Source organism: Streptomyces sp. NPDC048506, assembly GCF_040651315.1.
In the GTDB taxonomy this organism is placed as follows: Bacteria; Actinomycetota; Actinomycetes; order Streptomycetales; family Streptomycetaceae; genus Streptomyces.
In genome coordinates this window covers 1-20,640 of sequence record NZ_JBEZIX010000009.1, presented here as the reverse complement: position 1 = coordinate 20,640, position 20,640 = coordinate 1, and the positions used below count along the sequence as shown (strand labels likewise).

Sequence of the window (20,640 nt, the reverse complement as noted above, 5' to 3'; positions counted from 1 at the left end):
TCCCCCTGTGTTGCCGGGGCCCGTTGCTCACGGGCCGGGCCCCGGCCTGCCCTCTTGGAGATCAGTGTGACCGCACCACCCCTTGCCCCGACGGCGTCGGTGTCGATCTGGGATGCCGCCCACGCCGCCGACGCCCGACGACCCCGGTCTGTCCAGACGCAGTTGGGTGCGTCGGACACGATCTGCTCGCGCCGCTCCGGGTACATCCTGGCCGGCGCCGAACGCGCCAACGCCGGGGACAAGCGCGCCGCGATCCTCGGCACGTACATCCACAAAGGGCTCCTCGAAGACGCTCGCCGCGAGTACGGGTGGCTTGTCGAGCGCACCGTCGCGGACGACGTGCTGCGCGGGCACATCGACGTCGTCCAGCTCGACGCTGCGACCGCGGCCCGGTTGCCTAAGCGGCACCGGCCTGTTGAACCTGCCGAGGCCGTGACGGTTGAGGATGTGAAGACGAAGTCCAGCCGCGTCTGGGACCGCGTCGTGCGGTACGGGCCGACGGCAGCGGAGATGCGGCAGGTCCTGCTGTACGCGGATCTGCTGCGGACGGTCGGGTTCGCGGACATCCCCGGCCAGCGGTACCTACACCGGCTCGGCCCGATCGACGTCAAGCGCATCCGGTTCAGGTTCGTGTGCCGCGACACGGGCGAGGAACACGTCCAGGAGTTCCCGTTCGATGAGTGGCTGGCTGTCGAGGCCCGGTGGTGGGTGGATCGTGTCATGGAGGCCGCTGCCCCGGAGGAACTCCGTCGGGATCACGATGGGCCGGGCATGTCGGCAATCTGCGATAACTGCCCTTTTGTGGAGGCTTGCTGGCCCGGTTTCGCGCCGGGTAAGCCTGCGCAGACGATCCTCATCCACGACGACGAGGACCGGGCGAAGGCACTGGCCGACTACGTCCGCGCGCATGAGCGGTACCGGGAGAGCAAGCGGGTCAAAGAGACGGTCCGCGCGATGCTCGACGATTCCCCCGAGGGCACTTACGGCGACAACCACCTGGGCTGGGGCGGCGAGAACGACAAGGAAGAGACCGACGTCGCGGCCATGGTCGAGGAGTTCGAGAACGCCGATCTGGTCGTGCCGATGGTCCCGGATGAGAAGGCCATGATCCAGATTCTGCGCCGAGCCGGGATGGTCGTGCCCAGGCGCAAGGCCGCCGGTCAGAAGACCGCCCGCACCATCAAGATCACTCGGGCCCGCAAGATCACCTGACAGCCCTTCTGGCGGCCTCGCGCGCCCGCTGCGGGGTCGCCGTCCATCTCCCCTCTCTCTGATCCTTGTACTGCCCTGGAGGCATGTTCCGTGACGATCCTGCGCCGCCACCTCAGCACCGGCTACACCGTGCTGCCGACGGCCGCCCTCGAAGACTCCCGGCTCTCGTTCCGGGCGCGCGGGATTCTCGCCTTCCTGATAGCCAAGCCGGACGACTGGAAGGTGCGCGCGGAGTCGATTGCGAAGGCCGGCAAGGAAGGCCGCGATGCGGTGCAGGGCGCGCTGCGGGAGCTCCGCAACTGCGGCTACTACCGGGTGGTCACGGAGCGGCTTGCGGACGGGACCCTGACGCGGATCACGGAGGTGTACGACACCGCTCAGGAGTGGGCGGCCGAGGAGTACACCAGGCAGGTGGGCAGACGGGTCGGGCGCAGGCTGAAGAGTGAGACGGAAGCGGCTGCGGATCGTGATGGCGAGGGAGGCGGGGGGACCGAAGACGGGTTTTCAGGCGTCGGTTCACCAGGCGTCGGTGAACCCGCCGCCGGTTTTTCAGGCTTTCTAGTTAGTAACCAGAACCAATACCCACAGGAGAAGAACCCCCCTACCCCCGCAGCTGGCGCTGCAGGGGAGCTCGACGCCGCCCCGACTCCAACCACCCAAGGGGCTGCGCAGTCGTGTCCGACGCACCGGGATCGCCCCGGTCGCTCCTGCCGCGGTTGCGGGACGAGTCCGAGGCAGCAACGCGAGGCGGAGCAACGGGCAGAGAAGGAGCGGTTCAAGACGGCCGAGCGGGAGGCGAACGAGCGGGTGCTGAAGTCGGTACGGCGCGATCCGGGCAGGCAAGGGCTGTCGGCGGTGGCTCGTCGGAGCATTGAAGAGATGCGTGAGGCGCGCGAGAAGGGTGTCGATGGCAGCAGCACACAGTTGACCGGCAAGCGAGATAGGTCGCATCTGATATGAAGGAACTCAAGGTGTCCTCACTTGCCACCCCCGCCCCACAGAGTAGAATTGAGACACAAGTGAGGGCCCGCGGAGCCTGCAACGCTGAGCATCTAGCAGTGACTTTGCCGCAGCGGGACTGGCCCGAGCACTCCCCATCAATCAATCGCGACAAATCGACGCGACCCAAAATAGGTCGCGATGAAAATACAGATCGGATTCTGATGCTGACCGCCGCCTCGAAAGTTGCCGCCATCCGCGCCGCGTACGGGCCCGAGGAGCTGGATGCGCTCGCCATCTACGGCGACGTGCACTCCGCGCTCGAATCGCTCGGGCTGCACCCGTACATCGAGACCCGCGGGGGGCTCGCCGTCTGCGCGTACGCCCCGGACGGCACGCTCGTGGTGGTGGCCTGCCAGGGCGCCCTGCCTCTGCAGCGCAGCATGCTCATGGGCTGGCACGTCACGCATGTCCCGGAGGACTCCAACAGCCCGCTGTGGCGCTGCATCGTGCAGGACACAACTCCTGACGACCTGTGCTGCGACCCGCCCGGCGACCTGCGCCTTGGCGCGACAACCGAGGCGATCAGCCGGCACTTGGCCACCTGCTCGCACACCACCGTCGGGGAGGCAGGAGCGTGAAGCTCTCGGACGACGACCTGCAGATGGCGGTCCGTGACTTCTTCACTCCGGCCCAGCTGCTGGAGTTCATCGACCTGCCCGATGGCCTGGCCCGTGCCGAGTGGGGCGAGCAGCAGTTCAAGGAGCGTAAGGGCCGTTTCACCGTGCGTCGCCTGGACGGGGAGCCCGACGCGGGGGCACTGACGGTGTGGACGCCGGCGTCCGGTGGATTCCGTTACGAGGTCGAAGCCCCCCGAGGGCTGCGTGCCGATGACGTCGCCTGGCGCGAGGTTCATGCGCTCGCCGTGAAGCGCGTGACCGCGGTGCGCTACGGCTCGCTTCGCGAGGCGGTCGAACGCGACCGGAGGCATCAGGCGTCGTACATGCCGTGCCCGGGGCCGTACACGGACCCCGGGGCGTGGGACGCGCAGTTCTACCGCCCCTGGTCGCGCCACAGCATGACGCTCCAGCTCCAGGCCGCCACCGCTCTGGACGCGATCCTGCCCGCCGCCGTCGCGCATCCGCCCCTGTTCTGAACTCCCCCCACCGCAAGGAAGCACCACCCCGTGATCAACTCCACCACCTCGGCCGCCTGGACCTCGCTCGCACCCTGCGCAGACCTGGACGGATACATTCCTCACGACTCGCTCGTGCGCGCCCCGAAGCAACTGCTCCAGGCCTGCGCCCCGTTGATGGAGGACTGCGCGGCCCTGTGTCCGTTCGTGGTCCAGTGTTACGACCGCGTGCGGCCGGAAGCCGGCCACTTCGACGGGGTGTGTGCGGCCCGGATATGGGTCAACGGCAAGGCAGTTGCGACAGCCGAGAACGCGCCTGAGCTGCCCAAGCTCCCCACCCAAGCCGGGACGTGCGGCACAAGCAGTGGGGTGGCGGGGCACCGGCGACTCGGTGAGGCACTGTGCGGGGAGTGCCGTGTGACGGCGCAGCGAGCTGGTGCGCGCCGCGCTGGCGCAGCGAGCATCCGCAAGCGCGCCCACCGGGGCAGTGCTCTGGTCGGTGCGACATTGTGATCGAGCCGCGGATCACCCTGATAGCTGCACTTCGGGACCAGTTGCCGGACATGGATCCGTTCAGATGCGTCCACCTGGCCGATGCGCTGATCGACCAGCTCGCGCAGGACGGTGTGCGTCTCGTTCGCGGCCAAACGTCAGATTCGCCTACAAGCCTGTGACCTGCATGAACGAGTTTGACACCCTCTCCAAGTAGAGTAGAATTTAGATATATGTAGAGGGTTCAACCAGATCCCTTGCCCGGACCATTCAACGCAGGAGCACCCATGGGCGCCATGCCCTTCTACACACCCGCTACCGGCCGCAACGTCAGCAGAGCCTTCTTCAACGCACGCTCAACGGCTGCCTGGGAGCACGGTCACCGCGACAACTCCGGCACGGTCTACGAGAAGGACGAGGTCACGCTCCTGGACGAGCCCAAGCGCCCACTGCCGCGGGCTATCCAGCGAGCCGAGGAGCTGATTGAGGCCAAGGACCCGCGGTTCTTTCCCCGGTCGGGACCTGCCGGGGCGCTGCCTATAGAGACAGGCACCGGCGAGTCGGGATGGCTGTTCTTCGGGCTGGCTTCCTGCTGAAAGGCCCTTTGACTGCGCCCACTTCAGGTGGGCGCAGCCGCGACACAGCACCTCTTGGGAATCCCGAAAGGACCACTCCGTTGAACGCTCCGCTTCACGACCCGCTCGCCGTACTCACCATCGCCACCCGCTACAGCATCAGCGAACAGCAGGCCGAGGCGGCCATGAACCTGGCCGCCATCACGCTGGTCGACGCCTGGCACGACTACACGCGACAGTGGGGCCTGAACGCCGACGACGGCGAAGCGATGGAGATGTGGGGCCAGCTGGTCGACAACCACACCCGCCAGGCCCTGGTGGAGGGCGCCGTCCGCACCGTGACGGCCGCACAGTTCATTGACCACCACACCTCGCGCCGCTCGTGCCGGACTCCGCGTGTCATGCGCACCAGCCGCCCTCGGGTGCGTATCCACTGAGGCACACATCTTCAGTCCGCTCCGATCGGGGCGGACCGCGCCATGCCGACACCGCAATCTCACAGAAGGACCCACTGATGGGTGCCATTGAATTCTTCACTACGGCCACCGGCCTGGACCTCGACACCGCGTTCAGTACCGCCCGCGATGAGGCGGCCTGGGAGCGCGGACACGGCGGCTACACCGGCACAGTCGCCGAGAAGGGCGAGGTCACGCTCTTCGATGAGCCCCGGCGAGGCGAGGCGGCAGCTTTGGCTCGCGCCGAGGAATTGATCCGTGCCGGGGATCCGCGCATCGACGACAAGTGGGGGCCGGCCGGGGCGCTGCCGCTCACGACCGATTCCGGCGACGAAGGCTGGCTGCTCTTCGGCTTCGCGGCCTACTGACGCCGCCGGCCGGGCCCTAAGAAGCGCAGTCCCGGCCCGCAGTCCCTGCACCTCTTGGAAGTGAAAGGACCGGCGCGTTCGTGCTGCACAAGCGCCTTCCGCTACTGACGGCAGCGGAGATCATCACCCGACTCAACCTGAACTCGCGCCAGATCGGCCGCGCCACCGCGGCCATGGAGCAGATAGTGCGCCGCGCCTGGCGCTACCGCCGCGCCCCCAAGAAGGCGCTGAACTGCGAGGAGTTCGCGGACACCGTGCCCACCTGCCACTGGGTGCTGATGTTCGAGGTGTGCGCCCTGATTCACCTCGGCCGCCACGCTGAGGCATGCGCGCTCACCGCAGCCGCCCGGATCGTCCGCCCCGGCCGGGGCGCCGCGCCGAGCGGGGGCGACACCGTCCCGTACGACGAGGTGTTCGACCGCAAGTCGGCCGAGGAGATGGCTGCGACCCCCGCTGCCGCCAGCGACTCGTAGCCCACCCCCCTGCGACCTGGGGGTTCGGAGTTGACCCCACCCCGACGAAGAGTAGAATTTAGATATCAGGTGAAGGGGTGTCCACCACCCCTTCACCCACCATGACCACGAGAACGGCACCCACATGAGCAACAACAGAGGCCCGGACAGCGGCGACATCCGCACAACCGGCACCATCAGCGCCTACCTCGCAGGTCTCAACCCGACGGTCCGCAACATCTCCTCGGCCGCTGTCGCCCTGGCGCGCATCAACGAACTCGGCTGGGAGCCACGCGGCGGATACCCCGGCAGCGACGCTCTGTGGCCGGTGCACTGCCTGGTCTGCGGATGGGAAGGCACCCGCTTCTACAGCCACCTGCGCCGAGCCCGCCCCGCCATCCGCCACCGCGGATGCGTCCCGCAGAGCGAGCACCCCGCGGCACTCGCGAAGCTCGCAGAGCGGGCGAAGAACACATGCGAATGCCGCGAAGCCCACCCGACCACCCCGGAACGCATCGCCGAGGCCCTCGACGCCATCGCTCAGGCCCAACTGCGGGACGACACCGGTCGTCTGCTGACCGAGATCGGTCGTCTGCTTGGCCCTTGCCCGGCGACTGGCGTACGTGCTGCGGCCGTCACCGTGCACCTGTCCGCCCGGAACTGAACCAACTCGAAGAAAGAACCACCATGGCCTGCTACCAGCCCGGCGCCAGCGCCGAGCGCGCCCGCATAGTCGACCAGAACGCGGATGGCCGCTCGCCGAAGAGCGCGGAGGGCAGATCTGTGATGAGTCACGGCGCGTACAGGTCGGCGAGATGCACGCCCATTACCGGAAGCGGGACATCTGTTTCGGCAACTCACTCGCCGACATCATGACCTCCCTGGCCGGCATTGACGCGGCCTGGGATCTGGCGCCGTACCGCGACCGGTTTGGCCGCATCGAGTGGGACTAGGTCCGCGCCGACATCCACAAGTCCGCGCTGTCCTACACATGGCACACGCCCTACGGCGTCGTCTTGATCGACAAGGGCTGACCCTCGCCTCGACCGGCTAGAGCGGTCGCCCTCCCTTCGCGGCCCGCCCCTTCGGGGGCGGGCCTCCGCATGCCCACACCCCTTCACTGAAAGCGATCAACTCGTGACGCAACTCGACCTGTTCGCCAGCCTGGAAGAAGAGCCGGAGCCTGTACCCGCCACCTTCGCCGCGGCCCAGACGCCCGCCGTACCGTCCAGCCCTCCGCCCTCTACAACGGTGACAGCATCCCGGCCGCCTCGGCCGAGGACTGTGCGTGACCCGCACGGGCAGGCCATGCGTATTGGCGAGGCCGTCGCAGGGGTATGGCACAAGCAGCACGGCGGCACCCGCATCGAGGTGCCCATCGGGATCGTCGCCGCGCTCGCCCTGATCCGGCAGAAGGACGAGAACGGCCCAGACCTGAAGGCGCAGGTCCTCGGCCAGGACGACGCCCAGCTGATCGGGATGTTCCGCGAGATCTGGTCGATGCACTGGATCCACCGCCCCGACCTCATCGACCGTGCCCGCGTGCTGCATGAGTGGCTCAACAACGAGGAGATCGACGGCCATCGCGCCTACGTCGTACGGGGCGTCACCAAGGCTGCGTTGGACCATGGACTGTTCGACCTCACCGGGCACGCGGACCCGTACCTGCGCGCTCAGACCGATGTCCTGTCGCCGGTCATGATGCTTGTGCGTTCGAGCGGCGCCCAGCAGGGACTGGGCGAGTATCACACTCCGGCATCGGTCGCGGACACCATGGCCAACCTGCTTGCGGCCGAGAGCGTCTTCGACTTCACCCTTCAGGCCAACGAGCCCCAGCGCGGTCAGCACATCCATGACCCGGCCGGCGGCAGCGGCGGGCTGTTGCGTTCGGCTGCGCAGTTTCTGCGCGAGCGGGGGGAGGACCCGGCCGTCTTCCAGTGGTCGATGTGCGACATCGACGAGATAGCCGCAGCGTGTGGAGCGGTGAACTCGATCATCTGGGCTCTTGGACCGCGCGTGACGGTCGCATGCGACGACACCCTAGCCAATCCGCGCGCGATCGAGGACGCCATGAAGCACGCCCGCGCCGTGATCGAGCACCGTGACGAGACGCTCGGCAAGGCGCGCATCATGGCCGCCGTTCGCCAGGCGCAGCAGCTCCTGGAGCAGGCTGCCCCGGTCGCCGCCTGACCCGGATCAACCAGAGAAACCCTGGCCTGACCTGCGCAAACGGGTTTGACGCCCCTATGTAAAAGAGTAGAATTTAGATATGGGTTGGAGGGGAAATCCTCCCAACTGGTTCCAGCACATCGGCGTGGGGCGGCAATTGCCCGCCCACACCCGCACCACGGAAGAGCACGATGACCGTCATTGAGACCGAAGCACCCCCGACCGCTGCCGACATCGACGCTGAGGCAACCCCTGAAGTACCCATCGGCGTCGAGGGATTCGCGGGCACGTTCGCGTGGGTCGATCCGCGCACGCTGGTGGTCGACCCCTACAACCACCGCAAGCCGCGCCCGTCCACTGCCGAGGATGAGACAGAGGGAAACGACGACCAGGAGGCCGAGGACACCACGGAGCCGGATGCGGATCTGATCGCCTCTGTCGACGAAATCGGCGTGCAGACTCCGCTCCTGTTGCGGCCGCAGGCCGATGGCGGAACGCTCGGCATCATCTTCGGGCAGCGGCGCTTCAAGGCTGCGGTCCTCGCAGCGGAGAAGGCGATAGCTGCGGGCCGTCCCTTCCGGCTGGTTCCGGTGATCGTCCGAACCGACCTCAAGGGCATCGACGACGATGCACTGACGATCAGCCTCATCGAGAACAAGCACCGCAAGGCCGCCTCTGTGCGCGACGACATCGACGCCGTTCGCCAGTTGTCGCTCATGAAGATCAGCAAGACCCGCAAAGCCAAGCACGCCCGTTCCCTCGGGCTGACGCCGGAGCAGGTGAAGGCAGCGGAGACAGCGGACAAGCTCAGCGACGAGAGCCTGAGCGAGGCCCTTTCGTACGACTTCGACTTTGTTGAACTCGCCGACCTGCACGAAGTCGAGGATCTCGACCACGCCCTGTGGTGGCTGCGGAGTGCAAAGCGCCGCGACCTGGGCGAAGGAGGGGGACAGCGCGGCAACTGGGCTCACGCCATGCAGAAGTTGCGTGACCAGAAGGCCGATCAGGCGGCGCGAGAGAAGCTCACCGAGGAACTGGCCACGGCCGGCATTCCGCTCGTCGAGAGGTCCTGGAACTGGGCGAAGACCGCTGCCCGCCCGCTCACCGACCTCACCACGACGGACGGCGACCTGGTCACGCCCGAGGACCACCGAAGCTGCCCCGGCCATGCCGCCTTCCTCGAACGGGACGAGCCGGTCGCGGTGTGGCTGTGCCAGGACTGGATGAAGTGCGGCCACACGCTCGGCCCCGATGCCCCCAGGGACGCCCGGGAGCACAAAGACAAGGAGGCGGAGAAGGAGGCGCGGCGCACCGTCATCCGCAACAACAAGGCATGGCGGGCAGCTCGGGCGGTGCGTCACGAGTTCCTGGCAACGCTGTGCACCCGCAAGGGTGACGCCTCGCCCGCAGCATGGACGCTGATCATGTCGACGATCACCGGCACCAGCTACCTGTACGAGCACTTCGTCGACACCGGCGACACCACCCTGACTGCTGCTTTCCTGCGGGTGCCGGACCCCAACGAGGGCCGCAACAAGTGGACCCGGGTCAGCGATCCGTTCGCCGAGGCGATCGCGAAGGCCCCGGCATCCCGCCGCTGGCAGATCCTGCTCGCACTGGTCTGCGCCGCGCACGAGCAGCAGGCGATGGGTGACAGCGTCTGGCGTGGAGAGATCGGTTCCCACACGGCCGCTTGGCTCGCTTTCCTGAAGGCCGAGGGGTACGCGCTGTCTGAGATCGAGGCTGAGACGCTGGCGACGGCCGAAGTGCAGGCACAGAAGAGGGCCGAGGCGCTGTCCGCCGCTGAAGCAGAGAAGCAGGCGGCCCAGGTCGCCGAGCCAGTTGCTGCCTAAGCCCACCCTGACCTGCACAAACGGGTTTGAAGCCCCCTCGTGAAGAGTAGAAAATAGATATCGGGGAGGGGTGCCTCCCAATCACCACGAACGGAACACCGACATGCCACCCATCACCCTCAACCGCGACGCCGTCCTCAACGCCCTGGAAGCCGCAGGCCGCCCCCTCCAGAGGTACGACCTCGTCATGACCGTGTTCTGGGCGGCCGGATACGACCGGACCACCTACCGCACCGTCCAGGACCTCCCCGACGGAAGCCTCACGTGCGTCCAGCTCATCGACCGCCTGCACGCCGAAGGCGAACTCATCCGCCTTCCCTCCACGAAGTGGCGGCAGATACTCGGCACCGCCTTCGACGCCACGACCATCCACGGGCAGCGCGGCTACCACTGGTTCGCTACCCGCGACCAGCACACCTGCTGGACCCAGGCGGACCACGACCGCGCCGAACGCATCACTGCGATCACCGCGCGCCTCAGCGCCGCGAACCTGCCCCCGCTCGCCCTCCGCCGTACCGGCTGGTCCGACAACGGCGCCCTCCTCGACGCCGACGACCCCGAAGCCGTGTACACCTCTCTCGAGATCGTCGAACCGCACGGCGCCCGGGTCGCCGAAGTGCTCTGCACCCACGCGCCCGACGACGAACAGCCCGCCGACGCCCTCGCAGACGCAGAGGCCACGGCGGACCTCCTCGTTCACGCCCCGACCGACCTGGCCTTCCTCCTGACCCTCATCAACGACGAGGCGAGCCGATGACTCTGCTGTACGGCGCCTCCGTCTCCGGCAAACCGCACCTCGTGACAGTAACCGTCTGGCCGGCCGACCCCGAACAGCTCGTCCTCACCCGCTGCGGACGCCTCTCCCTGCGCGAAATCCCCGAGCCCGCCCCGGGTCACCTGTGCGGCAGCTGCCAGCGACTGCGCGCCTGCGACCAGCACCAGGAAGCCGCCGCACGACGGCACCACCAGCGTCACCTCGAACCGGTCTGCCGCCGGATCGCCGACGAAATCAACCGCCTGCGCGCTGGGCTCCTCGCCGACATCGCACTTCCCGCGCACCTCGCCATGACCCCAGCACGCCGGTCCGAGCAGTCAGCCATCGTCACTGGCCTTCTGGCTGCCCTGTCGATCGCCCTCGGTACACCCGGCAACGACGACTCGGCCGAGCTCTACGCCCAGCAGCACGCCTCCTCGTGACCAGCCGACTCCCTTGGCAGGCAGGTTTCCCCATCACCGTCTACGACTTCGACGGCGTCAGGTACGACCTCACCCGCCCGTACATCGCACCCGACGGCTCCCACTGGCGCTGGACCCGCTGGTGCAACGAACACCAGCGCCCCGTCGCCACCCGCGCCGACCACGCCCCGGGCGACATATCCGCCAGCGCCGAGATCAACGAACTCATCGGCGGCCACGCCCACCGCTACCTCGCACCCACCCGCACCACCCAACAAGGACCACCAGCATGGAAGCAGTCACCTGGCTCCGGCCCGAATACATAGGGCGCGAGGACGAGCTGATCACCCTCGCTGACGGCGCCCGACTCGTCGGTGTCAGCCGCTCCGCCGTCAGCAACTGGGCAAAGCGCCACGCCAACTTCCCACGCCTCGCGTTGCTGACCGGCCCTCTGAGCAAGCGCGTCAAGTACGTCGTCCGCGAAGAACTCCTCACCTTCGCCCGCATCCAGCTCAACAAGACCCGCAAGGACCCAGGCAGTCACAAGCCCCGCAGACCAGCCGTCGAACTCCGCGCCAACGAAGTCCAGCACTTCACGCAGCAGGTCACCCGCCTCACCGAACTCGTCGACCGCCACAAGCAAACCCTGGCCGACGCGGAAGCCCGCCTGCGCACCGCACGACAGCGGCTGCGCAAGGCCCGAACCCAACTGACCGCCGAACTCGCCGCAGCCCACAAGCACAGAGCCACCGAGAAGAGCACCACATGAGCAAGAACACGCCCGCCCCCAAGGGCTTCATCATCACCACCCCCACCACCCCCACCGTCCCCGCCTCCGCACTCCAGGACGGCGACACCTTCGCCCTCCCCGAAACCCCTGACAACCAGCTGATCGCCCAGGACATCAAGCCCCACCCCGACCTGACCTCACGCCTGATCATTAGCGCCCGAGGCATTCCAGCCCCGTTCACCATCCACTCCGACGAACCCCTCCAGCCGCTGCGAATGCTGCGCACATTCGAACTGACCTGCCGGCTCTGCAACCGCACCGTCAATCAAGACCTCGACCTCGTCACCCACGGCACCCCGCAGACCTGGGTCTGCAACCTGTGCAGCTAGGCACTGACCACCCCATGGGCGGGCCTCACCGGCCCGCCCGCACCTGCCACAAAAACACCACGAAACGGACGTCAGTGCAGTGACCTATAAGACCGAACGCACCATCACCATCGGAGACATCACGATCAGCGTGCGAACCAGCGACCGCACCACCTTGAACCTCGACGTCAGCGCCACCGGGGAGGTCATCGTCCGTGGCCCCCGCTACACCACCGACGCCCAAGCAATCGACCTCGCCCAACGTCGCCGCCGCTGGATCTACCGGCAGCTTGCCCGCATCGCCGCCACCACACCAAAGAACCCGATCAAGTTCCTCGACACCGGCGAAGTCTTCACCGTCCTCGGGCGGCCACACCGCCTCCGCATCGTCCCGGACGCCGAACAAACCGAGCCGATCACCCACCACCTGCACCCCGAAACCGGCGACTGGCTCCACATACGACACACCACTGCCACAAAACTGCATATAGCGCGACGAACACTCATCAACTTCTACGCCAAGACCGCGAAGGACTGGCTGAAAATCACCAGCCAACAGATCGCCACTTTCGCGCCAAAACCTGACATCCCACTCGTCGTCTCAACTCATCTACGCACCACCCGAGCCCACTACCACCCCACCCGCGGAATCACCCTCCACTGGGCCACCATCCAACTCGCCGAACCCTCCCTCCACGAACTCATCCACCGCACCCTCAACCTCCACACCATCGCCGACACCCACCAACTCGACCACGACCTACAAAACCTCTGGCTTGGCCGACTCAGCCACCGCACCGCCCAACCGGCACCCAACGACAACTGCCCCGACTGCTCCGCCCCACCCGGCACACTCCACGCCGACCGCTGTGACATCGCCCGATGCGCCTTCACCGGCCGACAGCGCGCCCACTGCCACCCCGGCAACACCTGCAACACTGTCTGGACCGGCCAGATACCCGGCCAAGCCGAGTGCACCGAGTACGGCTTTTACTGCCGCCCCGGCCCAGGCGGCTACGAACCGTGCAACGCTGACGATCCCGACGCTATGCAGGACTTCAACCGCCTGTACCGCGAATGCCGCTGGGACCCCGCAGCTCAGCGCATGATCCTTCAGCCGTACACGTAGCCACCCCACGTCTCGCGACCAGCTCCGTAAGGTACGCCCATGACCGACCAGCCCGGCAGCGGCGCCATCACCATCACCCTCGCGGCCAAAGGCGACGGACAAGCGGCAGCAACCCTCGGGGCTCTCGCAGTCAGCGACCACACCCCGAGCCCGCAAGCGGCCCTCTCGCCGCTCCTCCACGCCATCGACAACCACGGCGGCCGCGTACCACTGCCCTATGGGCACGGTCACTGCTTGACCGCCCGCCTCGGCGACACCATCGTCGGCATGCTCTACGCCGCACCCCCCATCCGCTGGCTGCAAAGCCAGCCCGCCGACCAGCGCGCCCGCCTAACCCAGACCCTCGTCGAGATCGAGCTCCTCGCCGTTGCCAAGCCCTACCGCAACCGCGGTATCGGAACAGCTCTCCTCGAAGGAGCCGAACACGCCGCCCGCGCCGCCGGCACTCACCTGGCCCTCGCCAAGATCCGCATCGGCGCCTTCCCCACCATGCGCTGGTACCGCCAGCGCGGCTATACCATCGCAGCCCAAGGCGAACCCATCATCTTCCGCACCCACCAGGGCTTCACCTCATGCGACGACGGATCTGACGGCCACCAGCTCGCCGTCAAGACACTCCAGCCAGGAACGTCCGTACATCGCGACGCCGCTCGCGGAGACACCTGCCTCATCGCCGAACACACCACTCAGCCCAACGCCACGAGGCACCCGTGACAACATCAGTGGACTCTCGCCGGAACGAACCCCACCCCATGAGCGAACTCGAAACACTGCGCGCCGCCATCCGCGACGAGCTGGACGGCCTCTGGAACGATCTCGACACCGCACGCCGCGGCGCTCTGAACGGGCAGTGGTCCATGCAGTGCGACTTCCTCGTCGATCGCATCAAGAACCTCACCGCACTCGTCGGCCCGACACCGTGGCACAGCATCGAACTGCCACTGCTCGAGGACGGCATCTATCAGCGCGTCCACACTGAGCTCGGCATGGACGCACCCGTAGACATGGAGCACGTCGCCCGCACCCGAGAGCGGATCGACGCAGATAGACAGCGCGGGGCCCGCAGCACGCACTGACCTTCCGGCGCCGGCCAGTGGCTGTACTTCGGACGCCAGGCTGTCTCTGAGCAGCACGAACGCTGAGCGGTAGTCAGTCGATTGCTTAGCGGTGGGTTACCTGCGGCTTTGATGCGGCTGATCATGTGGAGGGCGAGGAGGAGGGGCTCGGGGGACGTGCGGGGGACAGACGGGGGACAGAAGCCTAAGAACAGCCGGGGAAGGATCGGGAAGCATCCGGTAAGAACTACTCTTGGCGTGAGGGTCCACTACCGCCCGGAAAAGGCTCTGACCTGCACTGATGTGCCTCTGGCCTGGGTGAACGCGCTTCGGTGCCCTTGATCGCGGAAGCATGATCCAACATGCTTGTAAAGCGAAGGTCGTCGGTTCGAATCCGACAGGGGGCTCGGAAAGTGCCTGGTCACAGGCCGTTTGCGTCACTGCTCGGTGGGTCTCCCGCCGGGCAGTACGTATTTAGTACACACTGCTGTTGATCATGCTGCGAGGGCACCTCCAGTGAGTCCACGGCGGTCACCTGGCTCACGCCCGACGAGGTGACGGAGTCCATGCCCGAGGTCTACGCGATCCGGCCCCTGGATGCCCTGGACGGGGCGGGCCCTCACGTGCGGAGTCACGACGGCAAGCAACTGACGCCGGCGCGATAGAACTTTCTCTACTTCATCAAGGCGGCTCGCTCACGCTCGCCGCACGCGGCCCGACCCCCGGCCGGGCCTGCGCTCCTGTCTCCGCCCCGCTCCAGCCCGGCCGGCGCCCGTCCCGCGCGCCGAGCAATCAGCCGCCTGATGCCAGAGAAGGGGTACGTCGTGGCTGGGGCGGTCGGCTCCACGGCTTTAGGCAGCCACTTTGGGGCGAGCCTCTAAGATCATGGCCCCAACGTCGTGCTTTACCGGGCAGGTCCACAGACTGCCCGACGCGCCATCAGCTTACGGGGCCATGATCACTCGCCCCAAAGCAGCTCCAGCCCAAAGCCGCTCCGCCGACCTCGTCGCGGCTGACAGCTGAACGGCTACGGCTGCTGTCCCCGCCCTCCCCCTAGGAGACCCAGGGACTCAAGTTTCTCCAGGGCTCGCCCCCGAAAGACGATAACCGCTGAAATGATGACCGACATGCCAATAGCAACAGGCTGGAGCCCGTCGGGAAAACCGAGCAGATGCAGGACGCCCACTGTTGCGCTTGAGAGAACCAAACAAAGGCCTGCTCCGATAGCCAATCGGGCCGGATCGCGATCCCGCGCGTCGACATCTGAAAGAAAGTCATCCCCCGCTAGCTCAAGGTATCGTCGATTTGAAACTCTTTCAGCGATTAGAAACAGAGCGAGGCTGAGCCGCCTTACATCATCATCCGAGAGCTTTTCGACCCGCATCTCAAATTGCTCAAGTCTTGCTGAGACCTGTCGCGCATGCGATGTCACTTGCTTCCTACGGCGACGCCTGCCGGAGCGTGGGCCGTAATCCAAGCGCGGCAGAGAAGCGAGCGCCGAACGAACCATTCCCAGCTCCGCAGCAAGTGCATGAAGGACCGAGATCCTCCGCTCTCCGGTCTTCCCAATTACTTTGGAGCAAGCGCATAAAGCGGATACTGATGTTGCCGTAACTAGACTACGGCGACGAAACCTCACGGCCCGCCTGCCCGGAATTGGTAGCCCCGGATGCCCGCGACTCACCCGGTAACTAAGGACGAGCGGCCCCAATGTGAGCACGAAATAAAGGGCACAGAGAAAAAGCACACCAAAGACTAGCCGAGTGTACCCCTCAATCATGGTGCCAGGGTTCTCGATTTTCGCCACTTTCTCGAACGCCGTGAACACCTTCGCGTATGATGCACGAGCAGAATTCGGGCGGTCATCTATCGCGAGGGCGATGGGTATGGGCCACCACAGGCCGGCCACTAAGCCACACATGAAATCGACCATGCTGGCAGTGCGCCGATATCGGTCAAAAATGCGCAGCGCTAACCTGACGCGCAACGGAACTGAACGATCGGGAAGAAGCAGCGACAGGCTCTGCTGCAGACCCTCGATCTCGCTGCTTGCCGCACCCCTAACGCGGCGCGTGCGCCTGGCATGATTCCAAGCCCTCATGCAGTGATGATGCCACCGAACGGGGGGATGCACATGCACTTTGCCAACTATGCGATGGATATTCAGAGTGCTTGGCACTGAAGTGGAGGCCTCCTCCGAACTGCGCGCCATCGACGGCAAGTGGGGAGGTTGGCGCTACAACTCTTCTCCAGTTTCGGGAGTCAGCCTCTGCGGCGCGGTCGACGGGAGCAGGACTCGGATGGTGGCCTGGCTGCAGCCCGCGCCCAGCGAGGTCGCTGCGCATCAGCTGCCGCGACTTACAGCCAGAGGATCAGGGCGACGACCACGACGAGCACCAAGAAGGGGCCGGCTATCGCCTTACGAAGCTCTCGTTCACCCTTGCCGGGAAACATGGGATCGTCGCCCGCATCGGTGAACAGAGCCGACGAGCCCCCTTTGTCTGTGAGGATGTCGCTAGCATCCCGGACCAGTGCTGCGGCCGCCTTCACATCGCCCGATTCCTTCAGCATCGCATCGAGCTTGGCCATCATCTCGGGCGAGGAGACAGCCAGACGCCGTACCTGTTGCTTGGTCTCCTCATCGACCCCCGTGCCGTTGATGATCGTCTGATAGACACTGCCGTTGTTGGTCTGGATGTATTGGTCAATGGCGGTGTGTGCGGCCATTGACCCTCCCCTCACCGCATGCGGTGTTGCTTACCAAGGAGGGCGCAGAGTCCAGGCGCAGTCGGAAGGATGATGTGCACTCGCCTTTCGTCTTGGCCTGGCCAAGCGGGCCAGCCAGGATGAGCGCGACCAAGACTGCGGCGGCAGCTGAGACAGCGGCCACACCGACCCGCGCAAATGGGTTGAGGGCCTGCCCAATCGTTTTGACCAGGGTGGGCCACTTGTGCGTGACCCACAGGACGAAAGCCACGCCGATGACAGCGAAGACGAGGAGCCGATCCCGGATGAACGCTGCGGCGTACTCGTCGGAGGACAGCTGAACCAGACGCTCCAAGAACCGCCCGACGGCTGGGAGCGCATCGGGGAACTGTTCACCGATCAAGCCGATAGAGAACAGAGCTACCAGGACGGCGAGGGCCACAGCCAAGACGCCCTGAGCTAGCCCCAGTAAAGCCGCAGCGCTGATCGTGGGGAGCTTCACCGCTTGCCGTCACGGTAGTTGGTCTGTGACACAGTGCCGTTGTTTGTCCCAATGATCTGCCCGGCGTGAGAGGCGTTGATGGTGACGCCGTCCGACTGCGCATTGCTGGTGGGGGGCACCGGGTCAGGCGCGGGGTCGCCAGTAGAACGTGAGCGTGTCCACCGCACGGTGATGACGGCGGCACCGAGCGCAAACACTCCGCCGATGAAGGCAGCGACTATCTCGGTCATGACGGTTCCCCCTGAGTCTGTTGAGTGCTCGGTAAAACCCTATCCAACAGGGGCTGTTGAGGGCTCAGAACGAGCCGTCATGGCTTGCCTGTCAAGACAACATCTGGCCTCGCCGCACACCACCGCACGAGCTCAGGCGCTCGCTCTCAAAAGCACAGGTTCCTACCGAAGGGGCCGGAGCCAACGGCAGGGGAGCCCCAGATTGAGTATGGGACTTCCCTGCCGTCCGATGTGTCGCTGTTACGTAGCCGAAAGCCGACGCTGGCAGTCGAGGGCCCTCGTCCCCTCCTTCGCAAGCGGGAGGATCCGTTAGCGGCAGGCGATGACCGCGGCTGATCGCTACACGGCGCACGTCACGCAGGGCTCCAGTCATGTCCATCGCCAGGAGGCGAACCTCGTTCGGCCCCGTCTCCCCATCGCCGAGTACTTCGAGCGCGTGCTCGAGGAGTTCGGCTGCCACTTCCAGTTGCACCGCTTCGGTGTCGTCAGCCAGGCGGGACAGAAAGCCGCCGCCGCTCTCCTCGGTACTCAAGTAGCAGGGCCTGCCGTCGGGGCCTGACCACGGGAGGAGCCGCAGCTCGTTGCGGGGCGTCATTGTCCGTTCGTCCTCTCATGGGGCATGTGGTGGGTGGTGAAGAGTGCGTCGGCGCGGTCGCTGGGAAGCACCAGGAGCGCGGCCTCGACCACGCGTCCCGTGCGGTCGGACACCACTCGTGTGATCGCGAGCACTGCCAGGGCCGAGCTGATTCGGAGGGTCGCCGCTTCCTCTGGCGTCGGAGGGCGAGCGCTGACTCGTTCACGGACATTGGCTAGTGGAGGGCGGAGCTTGGCCAGCTTCGCCTCAACGCCCTCGTAGCAGTGCAATGTGGCGGAAACGTCGGTCGGCAAAAGGTCGCGAGGTACGTAGATACGCGCGAGGCTGTGCGGTGACTGCCCCTCGTGGCTGAGGCAGAGAAATTCGGTGAGGGGGCTGCTCGCCGGCACGCCCAGTAGGCCGATCAGTTGGCCGTGCGCCTGAAGGTTGGTGGTGCGGACGCTGACGCGTAACACCGAGTCCGCCGAGGGCTCCGTCCTGAATGTGAGACCACCGCCGCTGTAGGTGATTCTGCGGAGGAGGTAGCGGACGAAGTTGCCGTTGCCGTGGATCTTCTCGACGAGCCCTTCACCATGGAGGACCGCCAAGGCACTTCGCAACGTCGCTGTGCTGACCGCGTAGTCGGAGGCCAGCTGTGCCTCGGAGGGGAGTCGTTCGCCAGCCTTGATCCGGCCGGTCGAGATCTTGTTTCGGATGTCATCCGCGATGGGCTCGGACTCCACCGTCCGCATGTGCCACGACGGCTACAACGATCTTCCCGGCCCGCTGTGCCATGGCGTCATCACCAAGGATGGACACGTCCACCTCGTCGGCCACGGCCGCGCCAACCACGCCGGCACCGGCGACGGCGACGTCCTCAGCGCAGTCATCGCCGAGAGCTACGGCAGCACACCGCCCCGACCGCACCGGAACGACACCGACGGCAACCACGCCTTCTACGGCTTCGAGTGCGAAAACCTCGGTGACGGCAAGGACCCGTGGCCGGACTGCCAGCTCGACGCCATCGAACGCGTCTCGGCCGCCATCTGCCGCGCCCACGGATGGACCGCGCGATCCGTCATCGGCCACAAGGAATGGACCAACACCAAGACCGACCCCCGCGGCTTCGAGATGCCCGACATGCGTGCCCGTGTCGCCAAACGCCTTGGCGCCAAGCCGAGTGACGACACCTCGACGCACGACGAGGACACCACGCCGACGCCGGCTATCAGCCTCGCCCAGGTCATCGCCGCCGCCCGCAAAGACCCGGCCGCGGCCCAGGGCCACACCACCCACAAGACGGCGGCCCAGATCGTCGAGCGCGCTCTTGCCGCCGAAGGGCTGCTGACCCCGACGTGGGCGGACGGCTCGTTCGGCACGAAGACCACCACCGCCTACGCCAGCTGGCAACAGCGGTGCGGCTATCAGGGCAAGGACGCCGACGGTATCCCCGGCCGCGACTCCCTTCGCGCCCTCGGCAAGCGCCACGGCTTCACCGTCACCGACTAAGGAAAGAGGACACCCCACATGCTCACCGACTCCGCATTCTGGACAGCCACCGCCGAGCGTGCCGTCCGCACCTTCGCCCAGACCCTCATAGCCACACTCGGCCTCGACACCACCGACGTCCTCAACGTTCCATGGGAACGAGGCCTGACCCTCGCCGCCACCGCCAGCGTGCTGTCCGTCCTTACCTCCCTCGCCGCAGCCGGCACCGGACGCCGCGGGCCCGGCATCACCGAGACCACTGCGAAGGCGAGCGAGGCCGGGTGAGCGACGAGTCCGTCCCAGTCGTCACCATCACCGCCGCCGAGATGTACGGCGAGCTTCGCAGACTCCGCGAAAGCGTCAGCCGCATCGAAGGCAAGCTGGACGGCATCGCAACCATCAACGACCAGCTCGACGACCACGAGGAACGCATCCGCCGCCTCGAAGCGAACCAGTGGCCATGGCCTACGATCGTCGCCCTCGCTGCCGTCGCCGCGGTCCTCGTCACCGCATGGCAACTCGCACAGTGAACACACCACAACGCCCCCTGTACGGCCCACGCATGGGCCGTACAGGGGGCGCATTCTGCGTACTCCGCCAAGGGACAGATGGCGTCGAAATGATCACGCTGGGCGGCCGACGCGGACGACGACCAGGCGAACAGGCCGAAGACGCGCGCCGGGCCGAGTGGTCAGACAGCGCCGAACTCTCCGGCCTTGACGCCCGCCACGAAGGACGAGAACGCATCGGCGGGGAGTTCCAGAATCGGACCTGCCGGGCTCTTGGAGTCACGGACGGGAACTACGCCGCGCGAGACGATGAGGTCGGTGGCGACCTCGATGCACTGGCCACCGTTGTTGCTGTAGGAAGACTTAACCCAACGGAGGGAATCGGGAGTCGTCACGGGGTGCCCCTTCGTAGCTGATGGATCATGGCGGGTCACGTCCGCTGGAGTGGTGTATCGACGGCCACTCGGTGATCTCGTTTTGAGGCTATGCGGTGAGTTCGGTGGGCAGGGTGGTCTCGTCGGTT

The 20,640-nt window shown here is 66.3% G+C and carries 30 protein-coding genes and 1 pseudogene; 27 read left to right on the top strand and 4 right to left on the bottom strand.

Annotated elements, in window-relative coordinates:
* Positions 1 to 66: 66 nt before the first annotated feature.
* The 22 genes and pseudogenes from AB0C96_RS09185 to AB0C96_RS09080 form a co-directional block, all read left to right on the top strand.
* Positions 67 to 1,212, top strand: a complete 1,146-nt coding sequence (locus tag AB0C96_RS09185; protein ID WP_362915272.1) for a hypothetical protein — start codon at positions 67 to 69, stop codon at positions 1,210 to 1,212.
* 90 nt (positions 1,213 to 1,302) lie between these two features.
* The gene (locus tag AB0C96_RS09180) at positions 1,303 to 2,172 is read left to right on the top strand and encodes a hypothetical protein (protein WP_362915270.1); all 870 of its coding nucleotides are present in this window, start codon (positions 1,303 to 1,305) and stop codon (positions 2,170 to 2,172) included.
* Positions 2,173 to 2,375: 203 nt separating this feature from the next.
* The gene (locus AB0C96_RS09175) at positions 2,376 to 2,792 is read left to right on the top strand and encodes a hypothetical protein (protein ID WP_362915268.1); all 417 of its coding nucleotides are present in this window, start codon (positions 2,376 to 2,378) and stop codon (positions 2,790 to 2,792) included.
* Positions 2,789 to 3,307 (top strand): hypothetical protein, encoded by a 519-nt coding sequence (locus AB0C96_RS09170; RefSeq protein WP_362915266.1) that lies wholly within the window; start codon positions 2,789 to 2,791, stop codon positions 3,305 to 3,307. Before AB0C96_RS09175 ends, AB0C96_RS09170 begins: the two co-directional genes overlap by 4 nt.
* 30 nt (positions 3,308 to 3,337) lie before the next feature.
* On the top strand, positions 3,338 to 3,799 hold the full coding sequence (locus tag AB0C96_RS09165; protein WP_362915265.1) for a hypothetical protein: 462 nt from the start codon (positions 3,338 to 3,340) through the stop codon (positions 3,797 to 3,799).
* Between the two features lie 266 nt (positions 3,800 to 4,065).
* The gene (locus AB0C96_RS09160) at positions 4,066 to 4,374 is read left to right on the top strand and encodes a hypothetical protein (protein WP_362915263.1); all 309 of its coding nucleotides are present in this window, start codon (positions 4,066 to 4,068) and stop codon (positions 4,372 to 4,374) included.
* Positions 4,375 to 4,454: 80 nt separating this feature from the next.
* Positions 4,455 to 4,790 (top strand): hypothetical protein, encoded by a 336-nt coding sequence (locus tag AB0C96_RS09155; protein WP_362915261.1) that lies wholly within the window; start codon positions 4,455 to 4,457, stop codon positions 4,788 to 4,790.
* Positions 4,791 to 4,867: 77 nt separating this feature from the next.
* A complete protein-coding gene (locus AB0C96_RS09150; RefSeq protein ID WP_362915259.1) occupies positions 4,868 to 5,176 on the top strand; it encodes a hypothetical protein in 309 nt (102 codons plus the stop codon).
* 80 nt (positions 5,177 to 5,256) lie between these two features.
* Positions 5,257 to 5,649 carry a hypothetical protein gene (locus AB0C96_RS09145; RefSeq protein WP_362915258.1) on the top strand — a complete coding sequence of 131 codons (393 nt, stop codon included), beginning with the start codon at positions 5,257 to 5,259 and terminating at the stop codon, positions 5,647 to 5,649.
* Between the two features lie 124 nt (positions 5,650 to 5,773).
* A complete protein-coding gene (locus tag AB0C96_RS09140) occupies positions 5,774 to 6,292 on the top strand; it encodes a hypothetical protein (protein WP_362915257.1) in 519 nt (172 codons plus the stop codon).
* Positions 6,293 to 6,443: 151 nt separating this feature from the next.
* Entirely contained in the window at positions 6,444 to 6,581 is a 138-nt protein-coding gene (locus AB0C96_RS09135) for a hypothetical protein (RefSeq protein ID WP_362915256.1), read from the top strand.
* 331 nt (positions 6,582 to 6,912) lie between these two features.
* Entirely contained in the window at positions 6,913 to 7,818 is a 906-nt protein-coding gene (locus AB0C96_RS09130) for an N-6 DNA methylase (protein ID WP_362915255.1), read from the top strand.
* A 170-nt stretch (positions 7,819 to 7,988) separates the two neighbouring features.
* Entirely contained in the window at positions 7,989 to 9,650 is a 1,662-nt protein-coding gene (locus AB0C96_RS09125) for a ParB N-terminal domain-containing protein (protein ID WP_362915254.1), read from the top strand.
* A 103-nt stretch (positions 9,651 to 9,753) separates the two neighbouring features.
* Entirely contained in the window at positions 9,754 to 10,407 is a 654-nt protein-coding gene (locus AB0C96_RS09120; protein ID WP_362915253.1) for a hypothetical protein, read from the top strand.
* Entirely contained in the window at positions 10,404 to 10,847 is a 444-nt protein-coding gene (locus AB0C96_RS09115) for a hypothetical protein (RefSeq protein WP_362915251.1), read from the top strand. Before AB0C96_RS09120 ends, AB0C96_RS09115 begins: the two co-directional genes overlap by 4 nt.
* Positions 10,844 to 11,152, top strand: a complete 309-nt coding sequence (locus tag AB0C96_RS09110) for a phiSA1p31-related protein (RefSeq protein ID WP_362915250.1) — start codon at positions 10,844 to 10,846, stop codon at positions 11,150 to 11,152. Before AB0C96_RS09115 ends, AB0C96_RS09110 begins: the two co-directional genes overlap by 4 nt.
* Positions 11,116 to 11,595 (top strand): hypothetical protein, encoded by a 480-nt coding sequence (locus tag AB0C96_RS09105; RefSeq protein ID WP_362915249.1) that lies wholly within the window; start codon positions 11,116 to 11,118, stop codon positions 11,593 to 11,595. The genes AB0C96_RS09110 and AB0C96_RS09105 overlap by 37 nt, the downstream gene beginning before the upstream one ends.
* A complete protein-coding gene (locus AB0C96_RS09100) occupies positions 11,592 to 11,945 on the top strand; it encodes a hypothetical protein (RefSeq protein ID WP_362915247.1) in 354 nt (117 codons plus the stop codon). Before AB0C96_RS09105 ends, AB0C96_RS09100 begins: the two co-directional genes overlap by 4 nt.
* 79 nt (positions 11,946 to 12,024) lie before the next feature.
* Positions 12,025 to 13,053 carry a YgjP-like metallopeptidase domain-containing protein gene (locus tag AB0C96_RS09095; RefSeq protein WP_362915245.1) on the top strand — a complete coding sequence of 343 codons (1,029 nt, stop codon included), beginning with the start codon at positions 12,025 to 12,027 and terminating at the stop codon, positions 13,051 to 13,053.
* Between the two features lie 39 nt (positions 13,054 to 13,092).
* Positions 13,093 to 13,767 carry a GNAT family N-acetyltransferase gene (locus tag AB0C96_RS09090; RefSeq protein WP_362915243.1) on the top strand — a complete coding sequence of 225 codons (675 nt, stop codon included), beginning with the start codon at positions 13,093 to 13,095 and terminating at the stop codon, positions 13,765 to 13,767.
* Between the two features lie 38 nt (positions 13,768 to 13,805).
* Positions 13,806 to 14,129 (top strand): hypothetical protein, encoded by a 324-nt coding sequence (locus AB0C96_RS09085; RefSeq protein WP_362915241.1) that lies wholly within the window; start codon positions 13,806 to 13,808, stop codon positions 14,127 to 14,129.
* A 482-nt stretch (positions 14,130 to 14,611) separates the two neighbouring features.
* Positions 14,612 to 14,773: pseudogene (locus AB0C96_RS09080) on the top strand (NUDIX hydrolase); the annotation flags it as partial.
* A 1,693-nt stretch (positions 14,774 to 16,466) separates the two neighbouring features.
* Here the strand turns inward: AB0C96_RS09080 and AB0C96_RS09075 are convergent.
* Positions 16,467 to 16,835, bottom strand: a complete 369-nt coding sequence (locus tag AB0C96_RS09075) for a hypothetical protein (protein ID WP_362915240.1) — start codon at positions 16,833 to 16,835, stop codon at positions 16,467 to 16,469.
* 223 nt (positions 16,836 to 17,058) lie between these two features.
* Here AB0C96_RS09075 and AB0C96_RS09070 point away from each other — a divergent pair, with 223 nt between their 5' ends.
* Entirely contained in the window at positions 17,059 to 17,277 is a 219-nt protein-coding gene (locus AB0C96_RS09070; RefSeq protein ID WP_362915238.1) for a hypothetical protein, read from the top strand.
* Positions 17,278 to 17,312: 35 nt separating this feature from the next.
* Here AB0C96_RS09070 and AB0C96_RS09065 read toward each other — a convergent pair whose 3' ends face one another.
* Positions 17,313 to 17,546, bottom strand: a complete 234-nt coding sequence (locus AB0C96_RS09065) for a hypothetical protein (protein WP_362915236.1) — start codon at positions 17,544 to 17,546, stop codon at positions 17,313 to 17,315.
* A gap of 322 nt (positions 17,547 to 17,868) precedes the next feature.
* On the opposite strand from AB0C96_RS09065, the gene AB0C96_RS09060 reads away from it, so the two are divergent.
* Positions 17,869 to 18,105 (top strand): hypothetical protein, encoded by a 237-nt coding sequence (locus tag AB0C96_RS09060; RefSeq protein WP_362915234.1) that lies wholly within the window; start codon positions 17,869 to 17,871, stop codon positions 18,103 to 18,105.
* A 32-nt stretch (positions 18,106 to 18,137) separates the two neighbouring features.
* Here the strand turns inward: AB0C96_RS09060 and AB0C96_RS09055 are convergent, their stop codons facing one another.
* Complete coding sequence (locus tag AB0C96_RS09055; RefSeq protein WP_362915232.1) at positions 18,138 to 18,872, bottom strand: GntR family transcriptional regulator; 735 nt, start codon at positions 18,870 to 18,872, stop codon at positions 18,138 to 18,140.
* Between AB0C96_RS09055 and AB0C96_RS09050 the strand changes: the two genes are divergently transcribed.
* From AB0C96_RS09050 to AB0C96_RS09040, 3 genes are read left to right on the top strand one after another with little or no spacing between them, the layout of a single operon-like run.
* Entirely contained in the window at positions 18,835 to 19,629 is a 795-nt protein-coding gene (locus AB0C96_RS09050; protein WP_362915230.1) for an N-acetylmuramoyl-L-alanine amidase, read from the top strand. The genes AB0C96_RS09055 and AB0C96_RS09050 overlap by 38 nt on opposite strands.
* An 18-nt stretch (positions 19,630 to 19,647) precedes the next feature.
* Positions 19,648 to 19,893, top strand: coding sequence for a holin (locus AB0C96_RS09045; protein ID WP_362915228.1), 246 nt, complete (start codon positions 19,648 to 19,650; stop codon positions 19,891 to 19,893).
* A complete protein-coding gene (locus tag AB0C96_RS09040) occupies positions 19,890 to 20,138 on the top strand; it encodes a hypothetical protein (RefSeq protein ID WP_362915226.1) in 249 nt (82 codons plus the stop codon). The genes AB0C96_RS09045 and AB0C96_RS09040 overlap by 4 nt, the downstream gene beginning before the upstream one ends.
* Before the next feature lie 161 nt (positions 20,139 to 20,299).
* On the opposite strand, the gene AB0C96_RS09035 is transcribed toward AB0C96_RS09040, so the two are convergent.
* Positions 20,300 to 20,512, bottom strand: a complete 213-nt coding sequence (locus tag AB0C96_RS09035; protein WP_362915224.1) for a DUF397 domain-containing protein — start codon at positions 20,510 to 20,512, stop codon at positions 20,300 to 20,302.
* Positions 20,513 to 20,640: the final 128 nt, after the last annotated feature.

Coding starts and splice junctions, on each gene's coding strand:
- AB0C96_RS09120 (WP_362915253.1), top strand. CDS start 9,754: ATGCCACCCATCACCCTCAACCGCGACGCCGTCCTCAACGCCCTGGAA.
- AB0C96_RS09100 (WP_362915247.1), top strand. CDS start 11,592: ATGAGCAAGAACACGCCCGCCCCCAAGGGCTTCATCATCACCACCCCC.
- AB0C96_RS09085 (WP_362915241.1), top strand. CDS start 13,806: ATGAGCGAACTCGAAACACTGCGCGCCGCCATCCGCGACGAGCTGGAC.
- AB0C96_RS09125 (WP_362915254.1), top strand. CDS start 7,989: ATGACCGTCATTGAGACCGAAGCACCCCCGACCGCTGCCGACATCGAC.
- AB0C96_RS09140 (WP_362915257.1), top strand. CDS start 5,774: ATGAGCAACAACAGAGGCCCGGACAGCGGCGACATCCGCACAACCGGC.
- AB0C96_RS09050 (WP_362915230.1), top strand. CDS start 18,835: ATGTCATCCGCGATGGGCTCGGACTCCACCGTCCGCATGTGCCACGAC.
- AB0C96_RS09060 (WP_362915234.1), top strand. CDS start 17,869: ATGACCGCGGCTGATCGCTACACGGCGCACGTCACGCAGGGCTCCAGT.
- AB0C96_RS09065 (WP_362915236.1), bottom strand. CDS start 17,546: ATGACCGAGATAGTCGCTGCCTTCATCGGCGGAGTGTTTGCGCTCGGT.
- AB0C96_RS09115 (WP_362915251.1), top strand. CDS start 10,404: ATGACTCTGCTGTACGGCGCCTCCGTCTCCGGCAAACCGCACCTCGTG.
- AB0C96_RS09150 (WP_362915259.1), top strand. CDS start 4,868: ATGGGTGCCATTGAATTCTTCACTACGGCCACCGGCCTGGACCTCGAC.
- AB0C96_RS09075 (WP_362915240.1), bottom strand. CDS start 16,835: ATGGCCGCACACACCGCCATTGACCAATACATCCAGACCAACAACGGC.
- AB0C96_RS09160 (WP_362915263.1), top strand. CDS start 4,066: ATGGGCGCCATGCCCTTCTACACACCCGCTACCGGCCGCAACGTCAGC.
- AB0C96_RS09045 (WP_362915228.1), top strand. CDS start 19,648: ATGCTCACCGACTCCGCATTCTGGACAGCCACCGCCGAGCGTGCCGTC.
- AB0C96_RS09135 (WP_362915256.1), top strand. CDS start 6,444: ATGCACGCCCATTACCGGAAGCGGGACATCTGTTTCGGCAACTCACTC.
- AB0C96_RS09090 (WP_362915243.1), top strand. CDS start 13,093: ATGACCGACCAGCCCGGCAGCGGCGCCATCACCATCACCCTCGCGGCC.
- AB0C96_RS09105 (WP_362915249.1), top strand. CDS start 11,116: ATGGAAGCAGTCACCTGGCTCCGGCCCGAATACATAGGGCGCGAGGAC.
- AB0C96_RS09055 (WP_362915232.1), bottom strand. CDS start 18,872: ATGCGGACGGTGGAGTCCGAGCCCATCGCGGATGACATCCGAAACAAG.
- AB0C96_RS09175 (WP_362915268.1), top strand. CDS start 2,376: ATGCTGACCGCCGCCTCGAAAGTTGCCGCCATCCGCGCCGCGTACGGG.